The sequence below is a fragment of the Saccharomonospora sp. NB11 genome, assembly GCF_015910535.1.
Classification (GTDB): domain Bacteria; phylum Actinomycetota; class Actinomycetes; order Mycobacteriales; family Pseudonocardiaceae; genus Saccharomonospora.
On sequence record NZ_JACBJG010000002.1, the window covers coordinates 188,865 to 212,565 of the forward strand.

Here is a 23,701-nt window from a genome sequence, read left to right on the forward strand (position 1 = left end):
TCAGGCCCCGCGCGCGGCGCGCAGGCTCTCCTTCAACGAGCCGAGAGTGGCGAGCACGGCCGTCGGCTCGTAGCCGCAGTGCGCCATGCAGTTCGCACAGCGCGGGTCACGGCCCCGGCCGTAGGCGTCCCAGTCGGTGGTCTCCAGCAGCTCGGCGTAGGTCTGCGCGTAGCCGTCGCTCATCAGGTAGCAGGGCTTTTGCCAGCCGAACAGCGAGTACGACGGCACACCCCACGCGGTGCAGCCGAAGTCGACCTTGCCTTCGAGGAAGTCGAGGAACAACGGCGAGTGGTTGAGCCGCCACCGCTTGCGGTTGCCGTTCGCGAAGGCCTTGCGGAACAGCTCGCGAGTCTCCTGCACGCCGAGGAAGTGTTCCTGGTCCGGCGCCTTCTCGTAGGCGTAGGCGGGCGAGACCATCATCTGGTCCACCTTCACCTCGTCGTTGAGGAAGTCGAGCACCTCGATCAGCGTCTGCGGGGTGTCGGTGTTGAACACGGTGGTGTTCGTGGTGACACGGAAACCTCGGCGCTTCAACTCGGCGATCGCCTCGATCACCTCGTCGAACACGCCCTCCTTGTCGACGGCGGCGTCGTGACGCTCCCGCAGGCCGTCGACGTGCACGGCGAAGGCGAAGTACCGCGACGGCTTCAGATCCAGCTTGTCGATCTTGCGGCGAACGAGCGCGGCGTTGGTGCACAGGAACACGTACTTCTTGCGCTTCACCAGCTCGTTGACCATCGTGTCGATCTGCGGGTGCATCAACGGCTCCCCGCCCGCGATCGACACCATCGGAGCGCCGCACTCCTCGATGGCCGCCACCGCCTGCTCCACCGGCATCCGCTGCTTCAACACGCTCGCCGGGTGCTGGATCTTGCCGCAGCCCGGGCAACTGAGGTTGCAGGCGAACAGCGGTTCGAGCTCCACGATGAGCGGGAACTTCGACCGACGCCGGAGTTTCTGGGCCAGCAGGTAACGCGCGATTCTCAGGCTCTGGTGCAACGGCATGCCCATGGCTGCCGCACCTCCTTCACAACGCTGTCGTTCTTGCCTCGGGCGACGGTCGCCGCCCAGGTGCGCAGCGCGGGGCCACACGCCCGCAACGCCGCGAGTGCCGCCGCGCCTGCCGCGACCGTCGCCACGCTCAGCAGCGGACGCCGGGGCGTGTCGACCACGGCTCGCAGAACGGCGACCTCCCGGCCGTCGTCCACGAGGTCCAGCAGCAGCCCGGACTCCATGTCGAGTGCCACGGCGTCCGCATCGGCACGCACGTGACGGACGAGTCGCGGCGACTCGACGAGAGCTCCGGTGTGGACGGTGGAGCGCACCCGCCGGTCGTCCCGGAGCACGGCAGCGAGCGATCCCGCCGACGGACACCGACGCGTGCCCGCGGGCGACCGCACCACGTCGGGCACCACGAGGTCACCGGGGCAGGCTGCCTCGGTCGTCGCTGCCGCGACACCGACCACGACCACGGGCGCCGACGGCCACACGCGCAGCGCGGACCGCACCGCCGCGCGCCGACGGGCTCGCAGCCCCGCCCGCACGACGTGACCGCCGCGCAGTCCGAGGCGCACGCTCAGCGCCTCGACGCCGAGCGGGCAGAGCACCAGCGGCCCGTCAGTCCGGCCCGGCATCCCGGCCGCTTCCCAAGTACCGGCCCAGCGCGGTGAGCGGGAACACCAGGCGGTACAGGTGGTAATTGATGTAGAAGTCACCGGGGAACCCGGTTCCGGTGTAGTGGGGCTCGTCCCAGCCGCCGTCGGGCCGCTGGTGGTCCACCAGCCAGTCCACCCCGCGCCGCACGACGGCGTTCCGCTCCCCCGCCGCGAGCAGCGCCAGCAGCGCCCAGGCCGTCTGCGAGGCCGTCGAGACGCCCCGGCCGACCCAGGACCGGTCGACATAGGAGCGCAGGTCCTCGCCCCAGCCGCCGTCCTCGTTCTGGTGGGCGGTGAGCCAATGGACGGCCGCGCGCACCGCCTCGTGGTCGGCGGGCACACCGCACGCGATCAACGCGGGCACCACGGCGCCCGTGCCGTACACGTGGTTCGCGCCCCACCGGCCGAACCACGACCCGTCCGCCTCCTGCGCGTCGAGCAACCAGCGCACCCCACGCCGGACCGCCGCGCTGTCGGCGAGTCCGCGTGCGGCCAGCATCTCCACGACGTGGGCGGTGACGTCGGCCGACGGCGGATCGATCACGGCGCCGAAGTCGCAGAAGGGCAGCTTCTCGCACAGGGTCTGCGTGTTGTCGGCGTCGAAGGCACCCCAGCCGCCGTCCGCGCTCTGCATGCCGAGCAACCATTCCGTCGCCCGGCGCATCGACGCCTCCACGGCCTCGGCCCCGTCGGGCTCGGGGTGGCGGACCCGACGCAGCCCCAGCACGACCTCGGCCGTGTCGTCGGTGTCCGGGTAGACGTCGTTGGCGAACTCGAACGCCCAGCCCGACGGTTCGAGATGCGGCCTGCGCACCTGCCAGTCGCCGCCGGAGCGGATCTCCTCCCCCACGATCCAGTCCGCGGCGGACACGAGCGCCGGGTGGTCACCGGGCGTTCCGGCGTCGAGCAACGCCGTCATCGCCAACGCGGTGTCCCACACCGGCGACTGACACGCCTCCAATCGGCGCACCCACCCGTCGCCGGTCTCCTCGCGCACGGTGAACCCTTCGAGACCGTCGAGCGCCTTCGCCAGCACCGGGTGGTCGACCGGGTAGCCGCGCAGGTGCAGGGCGAGGATCGAGTACACCCACGGAGGTTGGATCCCACCCCAGCCGCCGTCGGCCTCCTGACGTTCGAGGATCCAGCGCTCGGCGCGGTCGAGCGCGAGGGACCGCAACGGCTTCACCGGCAGTCGTTCGAGCCGGTGCAACACGGCGTCGAGCCCGTGGAACAGTCCCGACCACGACAGCGTCCCGGTCGTGGACTCCGGCCTCACTCCCGTCCGCAGTTCCCGCAGGCTGAATCCGAGCTGCCGCGTGGGCCGCGCCGCCCCCACGATGGTCAACGGCACCACTGTCTGCCGGGCCCAGCAGGCCCAGTCGTAGATGTTGAGCGGGAACCAGTCCGGCAGCAGCACCAGCTCCGGCGGGAGCACCGGCAACTCCCGCCAGGACCACTGTCCGAACAAGGCGAGCCAGATGCGGGTGAAGACGCGGGTGGCCTCGATCCCGCCGCTGTCGAGGACGAACTCGCGCGCCCGCCGCAGGTGGGCGGCGTCGATCGGATCACCCGCGAGGCGCAGCGCGGTGTAGGCCTCCACGGTGGTGGAGAGGTCCGCGGGACCGTCGTGGAACGTCGCCCACGTGCCGTCGGCGCGCTGGCGGGACCTGATCCACCGGGCCGTCTCCTCGGTGACCCGCTCGTCGTCGATGCCGAGGAACCGCCGCAGCAGCAGGTCCTCGGCCTCCATCGTCACGTTGGTCTCGAGTTCGCCCTTCCACCAGCCCTGCGGGTGCTGCAACGACAACAGGTACTCGCGGGCGGACTCCACGCACCGACGCACCCGGTCCTGCGACCGGTCCACGGTCGGGGTCGACTCTCGGCTCAGCAGGTCGGTCATCGATCACGCTCCACGACGAATCGGGTGAGATCGACCAGCGCCGCCCGCGTGTCGGCGGGTGGGTCGACCGCGTCGAGAGAGGCCACGGCGTCGGCGATGTAGCGCTGGGCGCGATCGCGGGTCCATGCCAAGGCGTTCGTGTCGTCGATCAACTCGGCCATCAAGCGCACCTCCCGCTCGTTCGGCGGTCGGTCGCGCCGGTAGTACTCGCGCAACCTCTCGGCGCTCTCGGTCCCCGCGTTGAGCGCGACGACCACGGGCACCGACTTCTTGCGCACCCGCAGATCGGCGAGGACGGGTTTGCCCGTCACCTCGGGGCTGCCCACGATGCCGAGCAGGTCGTCCACGAGTTGGAAGCCCATGCCGAGGTTGCGGCCGAACCGTCCCAGCGCCGCCACCGCCGCGTCGTCCCCACCACCGAGGCGAGCACCGAGTTCCGCGGCGCACTCCATGAGCGCGGCCGTCTTGCCGTCCTCCATGCGCAGGCACTCGTCCACCCCGACGTTCGCGCGGCCCTCGAAGTCGATGTCGGCGGTCTGGCCCTCGATGAGCCTGCGCACCGCGCCGGTCAGGCAGCGCCCGGCCGCGAGGTCACCGGTGGCCTCCAGCACCTCGACGGCCAGGTTCAGCAGCGCGTCGCCCGCGAGGATCGCGGCGGGGGTGCCGAACAACGCCCACACGGTGGGGCGGTGTCGACGTTCGGTGTCTCCGTCCATGACGTCGTCGTGCAGCAGCGAGAAGTTGTGCACGAGTTCCACGGCCACCGCGCCCGGCAGCGCCGACGTCTGTCGCCCCCGGACGGCCTGCGCCGCGAGCAGGGCCAGGGCCGGGCGCAACGCCTTGCCACCGGCCCCCTCCACGGCCTCGCCGTGTTGGTCCGTCCACCCCAGGTGGTAACTGACGATGCGGTGCATCGCAGGTTGCAGGGTGTCGACCGCGTCTCGCAACGCGGGGCGCACCAACGACTGGGTGGCGCTCACCTCGGACGGCAGAGTGGTCGTCATCGGCTCACACCCCCTGCCAGGTGAGTCGCGACGAGCTCGGCCGCTCGATGTCCACTTCGCACGGCTCCCTCCATCGTGTCGGGCCAACCTGTGGCGGTCCAGGATCCGGCGAGAACGAGGCCGGGCAACGCCGTCCGCTGGTCCGCGCGCACCCGGTTCGAACCCGGGCCCTGCCGAAACGTGGCCCGGCGTTGCCGGGTGACGAAGAATCGGGTGCACGGGGTCGTCGCCGCGCCGGGGAAGAACCTGCCCAGCTCGGCGAGGAACACGTCCCGCAGGGCCGACGCCGGAGTGGTCAGCCACACGTCGGCCGCCGACAACGACACCGTCAGGTACTGCCCCGAGGTCAGCCCGGCCGCGTCGGTGCGATCGAAGATCCACTGGACCGGGGACGACACGGCGGCCGCGAACCCGAGGTCGGTGACCGGACGCTCGTACACCACGTGCACGTTGACGATGGGCACGGCGCCGAGCCGTGCGAGGCCCGCGCGGTCGAGTCCGGCCCGCCCGGGCGCGACGCGCGTCGCGGTGTCGGGAGGAACAGCGAGCACCACCGCGTCGGCGTCGAGGACCTCGTCGTCCATGCGCACGAGGAACCGCCCCCGGACCGGCGTGATGCCCCGGACGGCACTGTGCGTGCGCACCTGGCCGTGCCGTTCGAGGAGGTACTTCTCGGCGGGGCGCACGTGCAGGTCGTCGAGTGGCCAGCGCGGGATGCCGATGTCAGCGCCGTCGGTCGACTCCAGCAGCGCCGTGCGGAACACCATGGCCGCCGAGGCCAGCGACACGTCGGCGACGTCGCCGTTGAGCGCGGCCACCGTGACGAGGTTCCACAGCCGGTCGAGGGTCGCTTCGTTCTGGCCGTGGCGGGTCAACCAGTCGGCGAAGCTGTGGTCGTCGAGCGAAGGATCCTGCGGGTCGAGCGAGCGCAGGGCGAGTGCCGCGCGGAACACGCGCAGCCGGTCGAGGGGGCGCAGCGCCGAGTAGCGGGCGATCGCCGGGGCCAGGTGCAGCGGAGCGCGCGCGTCGGTGCGGCTCAGTTCGGTGCGCCGACCACCCGGCGCGAGCACCGGCACGTGGAAGCGGTCCTGCATGTCGAGGCCGTCGGCGCTGCCGAGCCGTTCCAGCAGCGCGCGATAGGCGGTGCAGCAGCGCAAGGTCACGTGCTGTCCGTTGTCCACGGTGAGGCCGTCGCGCTGGAAGGAGAACGTGGCCCCACCGAGGCGCGAGCGCGCCTCCAGCACGGTGACCGCGTAGCCCGCGTCGGCGAGGTCGCACGCGGCGGTGAGTCCGGCGAGCCCCGAGCCGACGACGACCACCCGGACGTCTCTGGCGCCCGAGCCTCGTGCCCGGGGTTCCGCGCACGGTGCCGTCACGGCGTCCCTCCCAGCAGAGCGACTCCGGCCACGAGCGCCTTCTCCCAGTCGGGCAGGCTGGTGCGCCCACGCAGGATCGACGACGGCCGCAACGCCATCCGGGTGAGCAACCGGTGGTAGATGCCCGCCATCGCCGCGCAGCAGGCTCGGCTTCGGCCGTCGAGCACGTCCAGCAGCCGAAGCCCGCGCTCGTACCACTCCGCGGCCCGAGCGGCCTGGAACTCCAGCAGGGCCACAAGGTTCTCGGGATCGTCGACGAACGTGCCGTCGTCGGCGCGGTCGAGGGTGCAGCCGAAGCGAGCGAGCTCGTCGCCCGGGAGGTACACCCGGCCGTTGTCCAGGTCCTCGACCACGTCCCGCAGGATGTTGGTGAGCTGCAACGCCACACCCAGGTCGTCGGCGACGGGCTCGTCGCGCGCCCGGTCGGGGCTGCCGAAGATCGCGAGCGACAGGCGGCCGATCGAGCCCGCCACGCACTGGCAGTACCTCCGCAACGCCGTGAAGCTCGGGTACTCGACCCCGAGCACGTCGGCGCGGCAACCATCGATCAGTTCGTCGAACGCGTCGAGCGGCAGATCGAACCGGCGGGTGGCGTCGGAGAGCGCCAGCAGGACGGGATCACGGGAGCCGTCGAGCCCGAACTCGACCGACCGCAGATCGGTGCGCGCGTCCTCCAGTCCCTTCAGCTTCACCTCGGGGCTGAGGTCGCCGTCGCCGATGTCGTCGACCCGGCGGGCGAACGCGTACACCGCGCTGAGCGCGTTGCGCTTGGGTTCGGGAAGGAGTCTGATGCCGTAGGAGAAGTTGCCGGCCTGTCGGCGGGTGATGGTCACGCAGGCGTCGTAGGCGTCGTCGATCCTCACCGCGCACCACCCGGTCCGAGCAGCGACAGCACGGAGGCGACGACATGTGTCCGCCGAGGGCGCGGAGTCCCGGACAACACGTCGAAGCCCGCCTCGGCCAGGGCCCGCGCCGTGGCACGCCCTCCGGCGACGTAGCCCGCGATCGCCACACGCGCCGCTCCGCTCAACTCGGTCACCAGAGGTGCTCCCTCGTCCAGCAGGGTCACCGCGCGCTGCACCTGCAGCGCCACGGCCGCGCGGACACCGGTGCTCGCCCGGGCCGCCACGAGGTCGTCGTCGGTCACGCCGTAGCGCTGGAGATCGGTGGTCGGGAGATACACCCGGCCCGCGTACGCGTCCTCCAGCACGTCCTGGCAGTGCTCCAACACCTGCAGCGCACTACAGACGTGGTCGGAGAGCACTCGTCGGCGGGCGGAGTCGGCGTCGAACACGCACAGCACGAGCCGGCCGACCGGATTGGCCGACAGCGCGCAGTAGTCCAACAGGTCGTCGAAGGTGCGGTATCGATGCACCACCTGGTCCCGGCGATTGGCCTCGACGAGTCGTTCGAGCTGCGAGCGGGGCAGGTCGCAGGCCGCCACGGTCTCGGCGAGGCGCCGATACACGGGGTCGGGGGACGGCGTCCCGGCGTAGACACGGTCGAGTTCGGCGGACACCTCGTCCAGCAGCGCGAGTCGGTCACCCGGGGCGGCGTCGCCGATGTCGTCGACCATCCGGGCGAAGGCGTAGAGCGTCAGCAGGTGCCGCCGGTGTCGGGCGGGCAGGACGCGCAGCGCGACGGGGAAGTTCTCGTGTCGTGCCCGTGCGTGCAACCGCTCCAACGGCGGTGACGCCTGTGCAGGTTCGGCGTGCATGGGCCTCGCCTCGTCCCGTCCGGCCGGTGAGCCGAGCGTCGGCATCGGGGAGATTCCATTGTCGTCCGGCACAGACGTCGACGGCAACTCCGTTCCCATGGGTTCGATCCTTCCGGGGGCCGGTGGGACGTCTCCGGTGTCCGTTCGCCTCGGCATTCCGGTTCCACCGAGAACAAATGCTATGGCGTGTCGACCTGCCCGCAACCGATACGACAGTTTCACGATCGTGTGACCACCGCTGCAGCACAGCGATTTTCGCGTCGTCGACGAATCCACAGTAGATGAACAATGCGAAACCGGCACACCTCCCTTGGTCCATATAGGACAGCGCACTACGGCGTCACGACCGCACGTCCGGTGAGAGTTCCCTCCTCCAACGCTCGATATGCGTCCGTCACGTCGTCGAGCGAGAACCGGTGCACCTCGGTGTGCAGCAGGCCGCGCGCCGCCAGCCGCAGGACCTCCACCAGCTCCGGACGACTACCCCAATAGGTGGTCTGCACCGACAGCTCGAACGGCACGGAGAAGAACGACATCGGAACTCGCCCGCCACCGAGCCCCACGATCGTGAGATCGCCGAGCACCCGACCGATCGACACCGCCAGCGACAACGTCGCGTCGCTGCCCACGCAGTCGAGGACGACGTCGGCCCCCTGCCCGGCCGTCTCGTCGCGCACCACGGCGGCCACGTCGTCCCCGGCGGCCACCGCGACGTCCGCCCCGGACCGACGTGCCAGTTCCAGTGCCTCCGGTCGCGTGTCGACGGCCACCACCCTCGCCGCCGTCGTCGCCTTCACGATCTGCACCGCCAGATGGCCGAGGCCCCCGATGCCGATGACCACAGCCGTGGCCGACGGCGTGAGCTTCGCCCACGACCGTCGCACCGCGTGGTACGGCGTCAGTCCCGCGTCCGTGAGCGGCGCCGCCGTCACGGGGTCGAGCCCGTCGGGCAGGGGCACCACGTGCCGCGCGGACGGCACGAGCAGGTAGTCCGCCATGCCGCCGTCGAGCCCGAGACCCGCCCCACCCTGCACGACAGGCGCCTGGTCGGGCCGCTCGCAGTAGGTCTCGACACCCTGAAGGCACCGGTCACAAGCTCCACAACCCCACGGGCCGTACACCGCGACGGGTAGGCCCGGCTCCAGGCCGCGCACCCCCGGTCCCACGGAAGCCACCCAGCCCGCGTTCTCATGCCCCAGCGTGAACGGCAACCGCCACGGTAGCTGCCCCGGCTCGAACTCCCGGATCACGTGCAGATCGGAGTGACACACCCCCGCGCCGCCGATACGAACCAGGACCTCCCCCGGCCCCGGGTCCGGCGTGGCGACCTCGGTCAGCACCGGATCGGTGAGCCAGTCCTGCAGCCGAAACGCCCGCATCGGATCAGCCCCCGCTTCAGTCCTCGCCGCCTTTGGGTGGCCGCACGACCATCACCGGGCAGCCGGCGTGATGAATCAGAGCCTGACTCGTGGAACCGAGCAGCAGCCCGGTGAACCCACCACGGCCCCGGCTGCCGACGACCACGAGCTGCGCCCGCTCCGAGCGGTCGAGCAACTGCCTGCGCGGGCGGTCCCGCACCAGCACCCGCTCCACCTCGACGTCGGGGTACTTCGCCTGCCACGCCGAGAGCTGGGCGTCGAACCGCGCGCGGACGTCCTCCTCCTCCGGCGAGTTGGTGAAGAAGAGCCGGGCTCGCCGCAACACGCTCTCGTCCTCGACGTCGGCCCACGCGTGCACCGCCACCAGTGGCGCGCCCCGCTGCTGCGCCTCCTCGAAGGCCCACCCGACGGCGCGTTCGCTCAACGAGCTGCAGTCCATGCCCACGACCACCGGGCCCGTCGACGGCGGTTCGGTCCGGCCCGACCCGCACCGGACGACCACCACCGGCGAGTGCGCATGCGCGGCCACCGCGACGGCGGTCGAACCGGCGAGCATCCCGGTGAACCCACCGAGCCCCGAGGCGCCGAGCACCACCAGTACCGCGTCGCGCGACCGGTGGGTGAGTGCGGGCACGGGCGGTTCGTCCACGGCCTGCGCCGAGACGGTGAGCCCCGGGGCGACCGCAGCCGCCTCGTCCGCCGCCGTGTCGACGATCGTCTGCGCCTCGTTCAGCAGGGTCTCGATGACACTCGGCGGCACCGGTGCCTCGGTGGCGAAGTACCGCGCCACCAGCCCGTAGGCGTACACGACCTGCAATTCCAGCGCCTGTCGCGCCGCGCGCCGCGCCGCCCACCGCACGGCCATCCGCGAAGCGTCCGAGCCGTCGACCCCGACGACGACCGGACCGCGTCCGTCCTCCCCCGCCATGTCCGCTCCCTCCTCGGGCCCGCACTCACGAGGCCCCGACCGTAAGGCCGGGTCCGCTGCGGGCGCCGCCGTCGTTGGTCCCGTCCACATCGGGACTTCGGACCCCTGACGACAGCTCAGCCACTCGGAGGGAGGACGGAGAACGGGTGGGTGTAGAGCCGGGTGAGCAGGCCCGTGCACGCCGCCATCGCCTGCACGTCGGGACCGAACCGGCTCGTCGTCAGGATGTCGCCGCCCGGGAGGGAGGTCGTCGCCTCATACGCCTGCCGCACGACCGGCAGCTGCTCCGGCGCGTCGGTGAACGCCTGCCCGCCGAGCACCACCAGCTCGGGATTCACGATGTCACGGAGCAACGCCACCGCCGTGCCCAACGCCCGGGCCCGCTCGGTGAGGATGTGCCGGGCCGCCGTGTCCCCGGCCAACGCCGCTGCCCGCAACGCCCGGAAATCGGGCCGGGAGATCACTCCCGCGCGGACGGCTCGCTCCAAAACCGCGCGTTCGGCGACGGTGACCTCCAGGCAGCCGACCTTCCCGCACGGGCACGACACGTCACTGCCCACGGGAAGGTGGGCGATGCTGCCCGACTGTCCCGGCCCCCGGTGCAGGACCCCGTCGACCGCCACGGCGACCCCGACCATCTCGCGCGCGTAGACGTAGAGCGCGCTGCGCGCGTGCACGGCCTCCCCGAACAGCAGTTCCGCCGTGGCCATGGCCGGCACGTGTCCGTCGAGGTGGACGGGCAACCGCGTGACCGCTTCGAGGATCGCGGCGGCGGGGGCGTCCCGCCAGCCGAGAGGGCCGTGGGTGAGCAGTCCCCGCTGCGGATCGACCTGACCGCCGATCGCCAGCCCCACCCCGATGATCCGGCGTTCCGGCCAGCCCGCGAGAAAGGCACCGACCTCGTGGGCGATGTCGGTGAGGACCTCCTCCGCCGAACCGCGTGGAGTGGGCACGCGCACGCTGTCGAGCAGGACCCCGCGGAGGGTGCTCAACCCGTACGTGATGGTCGTGATGCCCACGTGCACCCCGCAGGCGGCGATGACGTCCTCGTTGAGGTCCACGGGCACCGTCGGCCTGCCGACCTCCCCGGTGGGTGGCGGCACCGGCAACTCGCTGAGCAGTCCCAGGTCGATCAGCGTCGCGATCTGCCTGCTGACCGTCGGCATGCTGAGCGAGGTGCGGCGCGCCACAGCCGCCCGCGAGAGCGGCCCGTGCGTCCGGATCGCCCCGAGCACCGCCGCCGCGTTCGCCTCACGGACGCCGCCGACCGTCCCCTCGCCCCCGAGCGTTCGTACCACCGCACCGACCTCGCTTTCGGCGCTTCAGCTCACTCGACGCGCGGCACGACGTCAACGCCGTCCACGACGTGGACGAGGCCGGGAAATTGTTTCAACGCTTTTCTTAACAGCCACTGAAATGGCCATCGACCCACTCATTGGGAATGGCACGCCCGAATTGCTGTCCGCCTGCCATGATCGGCACCCGCCGACGGCGAGCACTTCGGCCGGGAAGCGGCGATCGCGACCATCCGGAAAACGGAGACATTTGATGCAGACCTTGTTGTTGTTCGGTCTGGCCGGGATTCTGGCCCAGCTCGTGGACGGGTCGCTGGGAATGGCGTTCGGGGTGACGGCCACCACGACTCTGGTGACGCTGGGGACCGCCCCCGCGGTCGCGTCGGCTGCCGTGCACCTCGCCGAGGTGGGGACGACGCTCGCCTCGGGGGTCTCCCACTGGCGGTTCTCCAACATCGACTGGCGCACCGTCGCCACCCTGGCCGTTCCCGGCGCGATCGGCGCTGTGCTCGGCGCGTACGTGTTGACCTCGTTGCCGATGGACTTCGCGGAGGTGTGGATCACCACCGTGCTGCTCGTCCTCGGCCTGTACGTGCTCGTCCGGTTCGCGTTCCTGCGCCTCGGCACGCTGGTGACGACCCGACGACCCACCGCGCGGTTCCTCGCGCCGCTGGGGCTCGTCGCCGGGTTCGTCGACGCCAGTGGAGGCGGCGGTTGGGGCCCGGTCGCCACGACGACGCTGCTGTCATCCGGTCGACTCGAACCACGCAAGGTCGTCGGCTCGGTCGACACGTCGGAGTTCATCGTCGCGCTGGCGGCGAGCGCGGGCTTCCTGCTGACCCTGTCGCACGAGGAGTCGTTGAACTACACCGTGGTCGCGGGTCTGATGCTCGGCGGCGTGCTCGCGGCGCCTCTGGCGGCCTGGCTCGTGCGCAAGCTGCCGCCCCGCGTACTCGGGGCCGCGGCGGGCGGGTTGATCGTGTTCACCAACGCCCGCACGTTGCTGAACTCCGCCGAGACGGACCAGACCGTCACGACGGTCGTGCTGACGCTCGTGGGTGTGCTGTGGGCCGTGGGCCTCACGGCCGCGATCCGCTCGGTGCGCGAGGAGCGGCGCCGCAGCGAGCAGCGTCAGGACGAGGCCCCCGTGGCCTGACCCGCCGGGGGCCTCACCCGGCCGAGCGGCGAGCGCGTTCGAGAGCCGGCCCGAACTGAGTCCGGACCGCCTGCCATGCCTGCGCCACCTCGGCGCGCTCGGGTTCCACCGGTTCGGGATCGGCGCGGTCTCCCTGGAAGGACAACAACAACTGCACCACGCGCCCGACCACCTCCGGATGCCCCAGCGGGACGGGCGGCTCCACCCGGACGGCGGGATCGGTGTCCCGGCTGACGAACGCGGCCACGCGCACCCCGCGCGCGAGCAGGTGCTGCCGGGTCGCGGCGGTGTCGGTGTCCCACCAGTCGGCGTACGAACCGTGGGCGTCGGCGTCGATGCCGTCCCGCCGCGCGGGGGCGGGATCGGCCACGACCACGCTGCGCACCCGGTCGGTGTGGGTCTCGGCCAGTCGCAGGGCGGCTTCGGCGGCGGTACCCGCCGCCACCAGATGCACGCGGGTGGTCACGCCCTCCAGGAGTTCCTCCACCGACGGCGTGTCGCCGGTCTCCGCGGGCAGGCGGCACCACCCGACCCGGAGGTGCTCGGCCAGCGGTCGCCACGTCGCGGGCAGAGTGTCGTGTTTGGCCTCACCCGCCGGGTCCAGCACCAGCAGCACCGGCGCCGCCTCCGGCCCGTGCCACACCACCGGTGGTCCCTCGCGGCGCACGCCGTCGTCGTGGAAGTCCCTCATGGACGTCGGGTTACCCGCGTTGATCGCGAGTATGCGTTGCGACGGTGCGCTGACGCACGGTCGGCGAGCTCCCCCGACGAGTGAGACGTCACCCGCGGCGACCTGCGGAAACGGAATCCGGTTCGTAGACTTGCGGCTTATGCCCGACCGCGGTCGCTACCACCATGGTGATCTTCGCCGCGCCGTCATCGACGCCGCCGTGGACGTCATCGCCAAGGACGGCATCACAGCGATCAGCCTCCGAGATCTGGCCCGGCGCGCCGGTGTCTCCCACGCCGCCCCGGCCCACCACTTCCACGACAAGGCGGGTCTGCTCACCGCCATCGCCATCGAGGGCTTCGAGCTGCTCGCCGACTCCCTGCAGGAGGCGTTGAACAGCACTCCCCTCCCGTTGATGGAACTGGGGACGCGTTACGTCGGCTTCGCCGTCGATCATCCCGGTCACTTCGAGGTCATGTACCGGCCGGACGTCTACCACCGCGACGACCCCGAACTGATCGCGGCGCGCCTCTGGGCCCGGCGCGTGCTGCACGCGGGGGTCTCCACCTCCTCCCCGGGGGTGGAGAACGACGTCCTGCGCTCCGGTGCACTCGCGGCGTGGGCGCTCGCCCACGGTTTCGCCACGCTCGCCCGCAGCGGCAACTTCGACGAGCTGCTCAGCCACCAGTCCCCCACCGAACTCTTCCAGCGCATGGCGCGCCAGGTGCTCACGATGGGAACCCCGCCGAGCGAGTGAACCCCCGGTGCCGCGAGCCCGGCACCGGGGGTTCTCGTGGCGATCAGCGCCGTTCGAGTCCGCGTTCGACGGCGGCGATCAACTCCGGCCGCAGCGCCTCGGGCGGGATGACCGCGTCGACGGAGCCGACCTCGACGGCGCGACGGATGGAGTGGATCTCGTCGAACTCGGCCGCGACCTCACCGAGCTTTTCGGCACGGACCGCGGTGCGCACGTCGGCGAGCTGCGTGGCGAGCTCCGCCCGCTCCGCGTCACTCGCCTGAGCCAGCCGCGCCTCCGCCTCACGTACACGCTCGTCGGCGGCGGTGCGGGCGGCGACCTCACCCGAGAACACCACTGCCGCCGCGGGCGCACCACCGATCACCGAGGCGAACGACCCGTCGACCGCGAGCACCGTCATGTTCGGGTTCAACGCCTTCGAGAAGACGACGAACGCACCACCGTGGTACCGCGAGATCACGCAGAACACGATCGGGCCCTCGAAGTTGACGATCGCGCGGCCGATCTCGGCGCCGTACTCCAACTGGAGCTTGCGCATCGACTCCGGCGACCCGTCGAAGCCCGACAGGTTCGCGAGCACCACCACGGGCCGGTTGCCGCTGGCGGCGTTGATCGCGCGCGCCACCTTCTTCGACGACCGGGGGAACAGCGTGCCCGCCGTGTAGGTGTCGGGGCCGTCGGTGGGCGGGAACCCACGCCGGGGCACCGACCGGGACTCGATGCCGATCAGGCACACGGGCCAGCCACCGAGGTGCGCGTCCTGCACGACGGCGGTCTCGGCGTCGGCCATGCCCGCCCAGCGTTCCAGCACCGGGTGGTCGGCGTCGGCGATGGCCCGCATCACGGTGCGGATGTCGAACGCCTTCTTGCGGTCGGGGTTCGTCTCGGGCGAGAAGATCTCGCCCACCGTGGTGAAGTCGCTGCCGACGACGTTGTGCGGGTACGGCCGCACGTCGCGGTCGTGCGGGTCGGTGGTCTCGGCGCGACGCGGCCCCGTCTCCCCCGGCGCGACGTAGGTGTGGTCGTAGTGCGCCATGAGGACGTCGCGAGCCCCCGCGAGGTCGGGCGCCCAGTACTGCGCCTGGCCGTTCGGCCCCATCACCCGGTCGTAGCCGCCGATGCCGTGGTTGTCCTCCGCGGACACCCCACCCGAGAAGTCGAGCGACTGCTTGCCGGTCAGCACCATCGCCGAGTCCGGGGTCATGACGAGGATGCCCTTGGTGTGCATGAGCATCGTCGCCTCGGCGTTCCAGTAGGGCTGGGCGCCGACGTTGATGCCCGCGACGACCACGTTGATCTCGCCGCCGTCCTGGGTGAAGTGGACGATCCGCTTCAGCGCCGCCGCGACCCAGTCCATGTTCTCGGTCCCGGAGTCCATCGCGATCCGCGCACCCGCCGACAACGCGAACCACTCCACCGGCACCTTCATGCGCTCCGCGAGGTCCAGCGCGGCGATCACCCGGGCGCACTCGGGTTCGGCGAGCGCGCCGAGCGCCTTCGTGGGATCGCCCAGCAGCACGACCCTGGTCACGCCCTGCGGGTGCCGGGCGGTGGGGGTGGTGACCACGCCCGCGACGATGCCCGCCGTGTTGCCGCCCTTCGGCCGGTCGACCGGGACGAGAACGCCGTCGGCGTCGAGGTCGTGTTCGACGAAGGTGCCGTTCGGGCCCGCGAGCAGACCGACCAGCTCGTAGGGGTAGACGGTGTTGCGCCGACGCGCCCGCAGCACCTTCTGCCCGTAGGCGTCGAGCGGCCGGACGACCTCCGTGGACGGCGTGGTCATCCGCACGCTCACCCCCGACCCCGGGGTGTGCGTGATGTGCACGGCGACCTCGCGGATGTCGCCCGCCGAGTCACGGCGGCGGCCGAGGAACTCGACCATCTCGACGCCCGCGCCCGCCGTGGTGGGCACCACCCGGCGCGCCACGGCACGCAACTCGTCCGCGGTCAGTTCGATCGTCGGCCACACGTAGATGACGATCCGGTTGGTGTCGAGCCGCTTCTTCTCCGGACGCCGCACTTGCTGCTCTCGGATCGCGTCGAGGCACGCGGCGAGCTTGCCCTCGACGTCGGGCAGCGCCAGCAGTCGTCCCTCGGAGTCGCGCAACGGGGTGAGGTCGCGCACCTGCGCCATCGCCACGAACCGTTCGTCGGACGGGTTGTCCGGCGCCACGCACCGCACGAGGTGCACTTCCTCGTCGGACGACGGCAGCCGCGTGAGGTCGAACTCGCGCAGCCGACGCAACTGCAGCCGCTGCGCGATCAGCGGGTGCAGACCACGGATCAGTCGGTCCTCGGTGAATCCGTGTGTCGACCGCCGGAAGGTGAAGTGCTGGTGCATCACCGAGCCCGCGCGTCCCGCCATGGTCACGGTGACCCGACGGACGTGGTGCGGCAGCGACACCTCGGTGAGGTTCGCGAACAACTTCGCCGCGGCGGTGTCGTCGTCGGCGAACTCGTCCGACCACCCGAGGTAGAGGTCCACGACCACGCTCGCGTCGTCGGCGGCCTCCACGGCAGCGGTGTCGATCGCGTGCAGGGCATCGGTCACCTGCCGCGGGTCGGCGGCGGTGGACACCAGCCGGTACCGTTCGCCGTCCAGTTCGTACTCGGCGGTCACGCACGGGAACCCGGCGACCGTCCGGACCCGCAGGTTCACCAGTGACCGGTCGCGGTAGTAGCGCCCCGCCATGACCTCCAGCAACGGATCGAGGTCGGAGCCCTTCCGGTGGATGCGCTGGCCGAGGATGCGCACCAGTGGTTCGGCGCACGCGACCATCTCGGCGATGCGCTCGGCCCGGTCCGGGGCCTCCGGGTTCGCCTCCAGCTCCCGGAGGTGGGCGCGGACCCCGACGTAGGCCTCGGCCCGACGCCGCCGCAGCAACGGCTGGGCGAACCAGCGGAACACGACGCTGCGAGCCAGGTCGGCGACCACCGGGAAGCGCACCTGCGTGGCGGCCACCAGGTGTTCGAGCATGTGTCCGACCGGCTCACGCACCGACTGCTCGGGACCCGGTTCGGTGAGCCACAACTGCAACAGCGCGGTCACCAACGGCACGTCGCTCGCGGCGCGCTGCTGGGCGCAGAACAGACGGAACACCGCTTCGGTCAGCTCCGGCCCCTGCTCCAGGTCCTCGACGCCGTAGTGGGCCAGGGCGCGGGAGAGCCGTTCCCGGAACTCGTCCGACAGCCCCGCGCGGTCGGTGTCCAGGCTCTGCAGATACGTGTGGAAGTACTCGCGAGGGCTGTGCACCCGGGTGTCCGGCGAGCTCTCCTCCGCCCGGGGCCGGTTGCGGCTCAGTTCGGAGAGGTCGGCGAACACGTGCAGCAGTTGCCGCTCGGCCTCCACCGGCCGCTCGCCGCGCGCGACGAGTTCGCGTCGTGCCGACTGGTAGTCGCTCAGCGCACGCTCCACGTCGTCGGCGTCGAGGTCGAACCCGAGCAGCCGGCTGCGCAGGTCGGCCAAAGCCCGCTCCGCCCGCTCGACCGCGTCGATCTCGGTGCGACGCTCCGGCAGTGCGAGATCCTCACCGCCGTCGTCGGTGCCGCCCGCGTCGGCCTCCTCGGTGTCCAGCGGCTCCAGGCGCAGCAGCGGCGCACCCGCCTCGACCTGGCTGCCGATCGACACCGGCCGCTCCCGCAGGACCGCGCGGAACGGCGCCCGCAGCACGGTCTCCATCTTCATGCTCTCCAGGACGAGCACGGGCGCGCCCGCCTCGACCTCAGCGCCCACCTCGACGGGTGCCGCCACCACGAGCGCGGGTGCCGGGGACCGCACGATGCCGCCCTCGTCGCGGCTGATGCGGTGCACGACACCGTCCACCTCGACCACGTGCACCGGGCCGTGGGTGCCCGTCACGAAGCGGTAGCGCTGACCGTGGGCCACGAGCTGGCCCGTCGCCTCCCCGTGGCGCTCGATCTCCACGTCGACGTGGTGCGTCACCGGACCGTTCTCGATGGCCACCCCGAATCGACGCGGCCCCGTGCGGGCCACCGTCAGCCGGTAGCCGGTGCCCCGAAGCTTCAGCTCCACGGTGCGGCTGCCGGAGTGCCGGACCTGCGGCCGGCCACCGTGGGCGGTCGAGAGCAGGTGCTGCTGCTCGGCGTGCTCGGCCTCGGTGTAGGAGTCGACGGCGGCGACGGCGAGCGCGATCCCCGCGTGCCGGGTCGACCGCAGGCGACCCTCGGCGCGCACCCGGTCGATCCACCCGGTGTCGGCACTGGCGTCGACGACCTCGGGAGCGTCGAGGAGGTCGAGCAGGAAGCTCTTGTTGGTGGAACCGCCCTCGATCAACACGCTGGTGTCGGCCACCGCGCGCCGCAAGCGGGCGAGTGCCTCGTCGCGGTCGCGACCGTAGGCGATGATCTTCGCGATCATCGAGTCGAAGTCGGCGGGGATCGTGTCGCCCTCGCTGACCCCGGTGTCGACCCGGATGCCCGGCCCCGCGGGGAACGTCAGCAGGCTGATCCGCCCCGGCGCCGGGGCGAAGTCGCGGTCCGGGTCCTCGGCGTTGAGTCGCGCCTCCACCGCGTGCCCGATCTCGGCGGGCTTCTCGCCCTCCAACCGGCCGCCCGCGGCGACATGGAGCTGCGCCTTCACCAGGTCCATACCGGTGGTGGCCTCGGTGATGGGGTGCTCCACCTGCAGCCGGGTGTTCACCTCCAGGAACGCGAACAGCTTCTCGCCCGGGTGGTAGAGGAACTCCACCGTGGCCGCCCCGCGGTAACCCACGGCGAGCACGAGTCGCTCGGCCGAGGCCTTCAGCTCACTCGTCTGCTCCGCCGACAGCAGTGGGGACGCCGACTCCTCGATGACCTTCTGGTTGCGGCGCTGCACCGAGCAGTCGCGCACGCCGAGCGCCCACGCCGTGCCCTGCCCATCGGCGATGACCTGCACCTCGACGTGGCGCGCTCCCGTGACCAGCCGCTCCAGGAAGACCACACCGCTGCCGAAGGCCCGCTCGGCCTCCATCCGCGTGCGTTCGTAGGCGTCGGTCAGCTCGTCCTCGGACGACACCACCCGGATTCCGCGACCGCCACCACCCGCAGTGGCCTTGAGCATCAGCGGATACCCGATGCGCTCCGCCGCGGCCCGGGCGGCGTCGAGGTCGTCCACGGGCCCGCCGCTCCACGGCGCCACGGGAACCCCGACCTCCTCGGCCAGCAGCTTCGCACCGATCTTGTCCCCGAGCTTGCGCATGGCCTCGGCGCTCGGGCCCACGAACGTGACCCCGATCCGGTCGCACAGTTCCGCGAAGGCCGGGTCCTCGGCGACGAAGCCCCAACCCACCCAGGCGGCGTCGGCCTTGGTCTCGACCAACGCCCGCTCCAGGACGTCGAGGTTCAGATACGGCCGCGCCGACGCGGCTCCCAGGCAATAGGCGTGATCGGCCTCACGGACGAAGGTGGCGTCGCGGTCGGCGTCCGTGTAGAACGCCACGGTCTCCAATCGTGGCCCACCCTCGGCATTGCGCTCCCTGACGGCGTGGATCAGCCGCATCGCGGCTTCCCCACGGTTGACGATGGCGACCCGACGGAACACCCGAACTCCCCTTCACCCTGCTGCGACGACACGCGAATCGGCACGGACGTCTCGGGCGGAGACGACCGGCCCCCTGTCACTCTCGCGGCTCGGGGCGGGTCGCGGTAATGATCGGACTCACCACGTCGTGTGAGTGGGTTTTGTAGGGATCTGCCAAACCCGCTGCTCGGCGAGCCGCGAGCAGGTATTGCCGCAAGACGCTCCACGGCGGCCTCGCAGGGCACCCACCGCGGTCACCCGGTCACGCCGGGGTCAACGACCGCGGTGGTTCGGGGCCCGGTTCGGTGTCCTCGGCGACTCGCGGTCCGACCGCGCCGACAATCTCCGTCGTCGCGAGTTCGTCCGGGCCCGCGGGCCGACGTGCCAGCACACGCAGCACGCCGGCCGCGGCCACGGTCGCCAGAAGCGTCACCAGTCCGGAGACCAGCAGCGCCTCCTGAGGGCCGAACCGTTCGGACAGCCAGCCGAGGGCGGGTGCCCCGAGTGCCCCCGCGCCCCCGGCGACTGTCCCCTGCACCGCCAACACACGGCCCCGCATGCTGTCGGCGGCGTCCAACTGCAGACGCGTGCTCTTCACGGTGTCGATCACCACCGCGCCCGCCGCGATGGGCAGGAGCACGAGCGCGAATCCGGCGAACCCCGGGAGGTAGCCGCTGAGCGCCTGCAGAACACTCGTCACCCCGGCCGCGACCAGCAGCACGGGAAGAGTGAAGTCCTTGATCCGGGCCGCCAGCAGTCCGCCGACGACCGTCCCGACGGCGAACACGGACGACAACGTTCCGTAACCCGCCGAGCCCGCGTCCAACGGTCCTTCGGCCATGGCGGCCATGCTGACCTGGTAGTTGCGGCCGAGCGAGGACAGCACGAAACCCAACGCGAGCAGCACGAGCAGCACGTGCCTGGTGCGCAGGTACCGCAGCCCGGCGAGCACCCCGGCCTGCTCCGGCCTGCTCACGGCCAGCGGGTGGAACTGGGAGGTCCGCATCGCGAGCACCGTCCCGATGACGGCGAGGAAGCTCACCGCGTTGAGGCAGAACAACAAGGCCTCGCCCACGACGGCGGCCAGCACCCCGGCGAGACTCATCCCGAGCACCCGGCCGATCGAGTTCATCACCGAGTTCCACGCCAGCGCGTTGCCGAGATGGTGGCGGGGCACGACCTGGCTCGCGAAGCGTCCGAGCGCGGGACCCTCGAACGTGCCGACCAGCCCCGCGGCGGCGGTCAACCCGAACAACACGGGCAGGGGCAGCTCGGCCCACACGGTGAACGCCAACAGCGCGGCGATGAGGACGTGCAGCATCTCCCCGGTGAGAATGATGCGGCGAGGGGAGAGCCGGTCGGCCAAGGCGCCCGCCCACGGGCCGCAGACCATCGCGGGAATGGTGGACAACGCCACGGACAGCCCCACGGACGTGGCCGAGCCGGTGCGCTCCATCACCACCCAGTTCAGGCCGAGCACCTGCATCCACGTTCCGGTGACCGACACCAGGTCGGCCAACGCCCACAACCGGTAGTTCCGGTTCGAGAACGCGCGCAGCATCGGCGGCAGCTCTCGCCGCAAGATCCTTCAGTCCCTCCGGGGACGGTGAGCGCGGCCACACGCTCGCGCGTCGGGGAGCGCGAGGGGGCACGGCGTTCACCGCGTCGACAACACGTGCACGCGGTCGGGCGGTGTCGTCGTCGAGTCACCCGCCGCTGGCGCCACACGCTACCCAGCGGCCCGGCGGGACGTCCTCACTTCTCGGCTGTGGCGATGCCAACAGTCGGGTTTGGGTCGAAACCCCTTCCCCAGTGGTCGATTTCCCTGCAGAACAAGTCCATGACGGACAGTACGAGTCGAGCACGCCGAGTGCCCGGACGACAACTCGTCCAGACCTCTGCCGTCCCGACGACGGCCGCGGGAGCCCTTGACCGGCCCCCGCGGCCGTCGGAGTCAGCGCGTCGGGCCTTCTCCCCGACCGCGCTCGTCCTCGGCGATGTCGAACCGCTCCTTGCGCACCTCCCCGGAGATCGTCTCCTCCTCGGTGACCGTCTCCTTGCCGAGCCGGATCTTCTCCACGGGCACGCTCTCCTTCGTGACGTGCGCCTCCTCGCGGTGGAGCGTGATCTCCTGCTCCTCCTCGCCGATGTCGTGCGGCCGCTCCCGATCGGTGCCGGTCACCGGCTCCCGTTCGATGCGGACCTCCTCGTGGGAGACGGGCACCGTCATCTGCTGTTCCTCGGTCACGACGTACTTGCGCAACCGCACCCGTCCGCTCTCGACGTTCTCGGTGGTGGCCCGCAGCCGCTCCTCGGAACGCACCATGGTGTCGTCGTCGGAGCGACGCCTCGCGCCGGTGTCACCCGCACGACCTCGACCCGCCGTCGTCCCCGTGCCACCGGTCGTTCCCGTGGCACCGGTCGTCCGGCCTCCGGCGGTGCCGGCTCCGGTCGCCCCTGTCGTTCCGGTCGTGCCCGGTGTGCCGGTCGCTCCGGTCGCCGTGCCTCCGGCCGTCCCGGTCGTCCCCGCGGTCCCCGTCGTGCCGGGACGGGTGCCCTCCGTCGTCCCGGTGCGGCCTCCGGCCTCGCGGCCGGTGGTGCCCTCGGACATCGACTCCTCCGGCCGCGCGCCACGGGGCATCGGCAGGTCGTAGTGGCGGTACAGCGCCGCCGTCTCGTCACCGGAGAGGTCGGCGTTCGGGTCCGCGTGTGGAGCGTCGGAGACCTGGTCCTTCGACACCGAGACGTGCACCCCGTCGGAGTCCATGCGCGCCCCCTGGAGCGGCACGAAGTTCTCCTTCTGCCCGAAGAGACCCGACCGTACGGTGACCCACTCCGGTTGGTGCGATTCGTCCGACAGGTAGACGTTGCCCACCTTGCCGATCTTGCGACCCTCCGCGTCGACCACCGCGTTGTCGACGAGTTCCTCCGGACGCAGTGTCGTGGCCACGATCGCTGCCTCCCTTCCGTGCTGTGTACGGGTCGAACACGCCGCCCAACCCTCACAGAGGCGTTCACCTCACACCGACAGCGAAACCCCGACCGCGCAGCAGTCACCCACGCGGGTGACACACCGCCCGCGTGGGTGGGCGATTGACTGCGCTCCGCAACACGTCAGCCCTTCACGCACACCACCTGCTTGAGGTGCGCGACCACCTCGACGAGATCGGTCTGCGCCTGGATCACCGAGTCGATGTCCTTGTAGGCCGCCGGGATCTCGTCGACGACACCGGCGTCCTTGCGGCACTCGACCCCGCGGGTCTGCTCGGCCAGATCGGCGGCCGTGAACTGCTTGCGCGCCTTGGTGCGGCTCATCCTCCGGCCCGCGCCGTGCGAGGCCGACTCGAACGACGCCGTGTTGCCGAGCCCTCGCACGATGTACGAGCCGGTTCCCATGCTCCCGGGGATGATGCCGAGGTCGCCCCGTCCCGCACGGATCGCTCCCTTGCGGGTCACCATCACGTCGACGCCGTCATAGCGCTCCTCGGCGACGTAGTTGTGATGACACGAGATCGGCTCCTCGAACCGCACGCCCGGCACCGTCTCGGCCAGCGCGCGCTGCACGAGCGCGAGCATGGTCGCGCGGTTGCGTGCCGCGTACTCCTGCGCCCAGTACAGGTCGTGCCGGTATGCCTCCATCTCCGGGGTCCCCGAGACGAACACGGCCAGGTCCGGGTCGGGCAGGTCGGCGTTGTGCGGCAACTTCTTCGCGATGTCGATGTGGCGCTTCGCCAGCTCGTTGCCGATGCCCCGCGAGCCGGAGTGCAGCATCAACCAGACCCGACCGGCGTCCTCACCACCCTGTTCGAGACAGACCTCGATGAAGTGGTTTCCGCCGCCGAGGGAACCGAGCTGCCGCCGGGCCCGGTCGAGCAGCGAGTGCACCGATGGGTGCAACGCCGAGAACTCCGACCAGAACGGCTCCCATCCGCCGACCCCGGGGACCCTCGCCGGGTTCACGGGCCGCTTGTGCAGGTCGAAGCCCACGGGGACGGCCGCCTCGATCCGCCTCCGCAACGCGCCGAGGTCGTCGGGCAGGTCGGACGCGGTGAGCGACGTGCGCACCGCCGACATTCCGCACCCGATGTCCACCCCCACCGCAGCCGGAGACACCGCGTCCCGCAGGGCGATCACGCTGCCGACCGTCGCACCCTTGCCGTAGTGCACGTCGGGCATCACCGCGAGTCCGTGGATCCAGGGCAGAGTGGTGACGTTCCAGAGTTGCCGCATGGCGGCTTCCTCCACCGTCTCCGGGTCCGTCCACAAACGAATGTCCGTCCGGGCACCCTCGATCGTCGTGTACACGTTCACCACCTCGTTCCTGTCGCCACCAGACTCGCCGA

At 71.3% G+C, this 23,701-nt stretch carries 17 protein-coding genes; 2 read left to right on the forward strand and 15 right to left on the reverse strand.

Going from position 1 to position 23,701, the window contains the following annotated elements:
* The 10 genes from hpnH to JAV51_RS03245 all read right to left on the reverse strand — a co-directional run bounded on the left by hpnH (nucleotide 1) and on the right by JAV51_RS03245 (nucleotide 11,257).
* The gene (hpnH, locus tag JAV51_RS03200) at nucleotides 1-1,011 is read right to left on the reverse strand and encodes an adenosyl-hopene transferase HpnH (protein ID WP_197319092.1); all 1,011 of its coding nucleotides are present in this window, start codon (nucleotides 1,009-1,011) and stop codon (nucleotides 1-3) included.
* The gene (locus JAV51_RS03205; protein WP_197319093.1) at nucleotides 984-1,634 is read right to left on the reverse strand and encodes a hypothetical protein; all 651 of its coding nucleotides are present in this window, start codon (nucleotides 1,632-1,634) and stop codon (nucleotides 984-986) included. The genes hpnH and JAV51_RS03205 overlap by 28 nt, the downstream gene beginning before the upstream one ends.
* Nucleotides 1,618-3,555 carry a squalene--hopene cyclase gene (shc, locus tag JAV51_RS03210; protein ID WP_197319094.1) on the reverse strand — a complete coding sequence of 646 codons (1,938 nt, stop codon included), beginning with the start codon at nucleotides 3,553-3,555 and terminating at the stop codon, nucleotides 1,618-1,620. Before shc ends, JAV51_RS03205 begins: the two co-directional genes overlap by 17 nt.
* Entirely contained in the window at nucleotides 3,552-4,559 is a 1,008-nt protein-coding gene (locus JAV51_RS03215) for a polyprenyl synthetase family protein (RefSeq protein WP_197319095.1), read from the reverse strand. Before JAV51_RS03215 ends, shc begins: the two co-directional genes overlap by 4 nt.
* Complete coding sequence (gene hpnE / locus JAV51_RS03220) at nucleotides 4,556-5,935, reverse strand: hydroxysqualene dehydroxylase HpnE (RefSeq protein ID WP_197319096.1); 1,380 nt, start codon at nucleotides 5,933-5,935, stop codon at nucleotides 4,556-4,558. The genes JAV51_RS03215 and hpnE overlap by 4 nt, the downstream gene beginning before the upstream one ends.
* Nucleotides 5,932-6,798, reverse strand: coding sequence for a presqualene diphosphate synthase HpnD (gene hpnD, locus JAV51_RS03225; protein ID WP_197319097.1), 867 nt, complete (start codon nucleotides 6,796-6,798; stop codon nucleotides 5,932-5,934). Before hpnD ends, hpnE begins: the two co-directional genes overlap by 4 nt.
* Nucleotides 6,795-7,751: a squalene synthase HpnC gene (hpnC, locus tag JAV51_RS03230; protein WP_197319098.1), complete on the reverse strand. Its 957-nt coding sequence runs from the start codon at nucleotides 7,749-7,751 to the stop codon at nucleotides 6,795-6,797. The genes hpnD and hpnC overlap by 4 nt, the downstream gene beginning before the upstream one ends.
* A 233-nt stretch (nucleotides 7,752-7,984) precedes the next feature.
* Nucleotides 7,985-9,031, reverse strand: coding sequence for an NAD(P)-dependent alcohol dehydrogenase (locus tag JAV51_RS03235; RefSeq protein WP_197319099.1), 1,047 nt, complete (start codon nucleotides 9,029-9,031; stop codon nucleotides 7,985-7,987).
* A 16-nt stretch (nucleotides 9,032-9,047) separates the two neighbouring features.
* Entirely contained in the window at nucleotides 9,048-9,959 is a 912-nt protein-coding gene (locus JAV51_RS03240) for a universal stress protein (protein ID WP_197319100.1), read from the reverse strand.
* A gap of 116 nt (nucleotides 9,960-10,075) precedes the next feature.
* Nucleotides 10,076-11,257, reverse strand: a complete 1,182-nt coding sequence (locus tag JAV51_RS03245) for an ROK family transcriptional regulator (RefSeq protein WP_197319101.1) — start codon at nucleotides 11,255-11,257, stop codon at nucleotides 10,076-10,078.
* 250 nt (nucleotides 11,258-11,507) lie between these two features.
* Between JAV51_RS03245 and JAV51_RS03250 the strand changes: the two genes are divergently transcribed.
* Nucleotides 11,508-12,410 carry a sulfite exporter TauE/SafE family protein gene (locus JAV51_RS03250; protein ID WP_197319102.1) on the forward strand — a complete coding sequence of 301 codons (903 nt, stop codon included), beginning with the start codon at nucleotides 11,508-11,510 and terminating at the stop codon, nucleotides 12,408-12,410.
* A 13-nt stretch (nucleotides 12,411-12,423) separates the two neighbouring features.
* On the opposite strand, the gene JAV51_RS03255 is transcribed toward JAV51_RS03250, so the two are convergent.
* Nucleotides 12,424-13,101 (reverse strand): hypothetical protein, encoded by a 678-nt coding sequence (locus JAV51_RS03255; protein WP_197319103.1) that lies wholly within the window; start codon nucleotides 13,099-13,101, stop codon nucleotides 12,424-12,426.
* 139 nt (nucleotides 13,102-13,240) lie between these two features.
* Here JAV51_RS03255 and JAV51_RS03260 point away from each other — a divergent pair, with 139 nt between their 5' ends.
* Complete coding sequence (locus tag JAV51_RS03260) at nucleotides 13,241-13,837, forward strand: TetR/AcrR family transcriptional regulator (RefSeq protein WP_197319104.1); 597 nt, start codon at nucleotides 13,241-13,243, stop codon at nucleotides 13,835-13,837.
* Between the two features lie 43 nt (nucleotides 13,838-13,880).
* Here JAV51_RS03260 and JAV51_RS03265 read toward each other — a convergent pair whose 3' ends face one another.
* The 4 genes from JAV51_RS03265 to JAV51_RS03280 form a co-directional block, all read right to left on the reverse strand.
* Entirely contained in the window at nucleotides 13,881-19,379 is a 5,499-nt protein-coding gene (locus tag JAV51_RS03265) for a carboxyl transferase domain-containing protein (protein ID WP_197319105.1), read from the reverse strand.
* A gap of 241 nt (nucleotides 19,380-19,620) precedes the next feature.
* On the reverse strand, nucleotides 19,621-20,919 hold the full coding sequence (locus JAV51_RS03270) for an MFS transporter (RefSeq protein WP_231641255.1): 1,299 nt from the start codon (nucleotides 20,917-20,919) through the stop codon (nucleotides 19,621-19,623).
* 393 nt (nucleotides 20,920-21,312) lie between these two features.
* On the reverse strand, nucleotides 21,313-22,308 hold the full coding sequence (locus JAV51_RS03275; protein WP_197319106.1) for a DUF2382 domain-containing protein: 996 nt from the start codon (nucleotides 22,306-22,308) through the stop codon (nucleotides 21,313-21,315).
* Nucleotides 22,309-22,472: 164 nt separating this feature from the next.
* Nucleotides 22,473-23,663, reverse strand: a complete 1,191-nt coding sequence (locus tag JAV51_RS03280; RefSeq protein ID WP_197319107.1) for an RtcB family protein — start codon at nucleotides 23,661-23,663, stop codon at nucleotides 22,473-22,475.
* Between the last annotated feature and the right edge of the window lie 38 nt (nucleotides 23,664-23,701).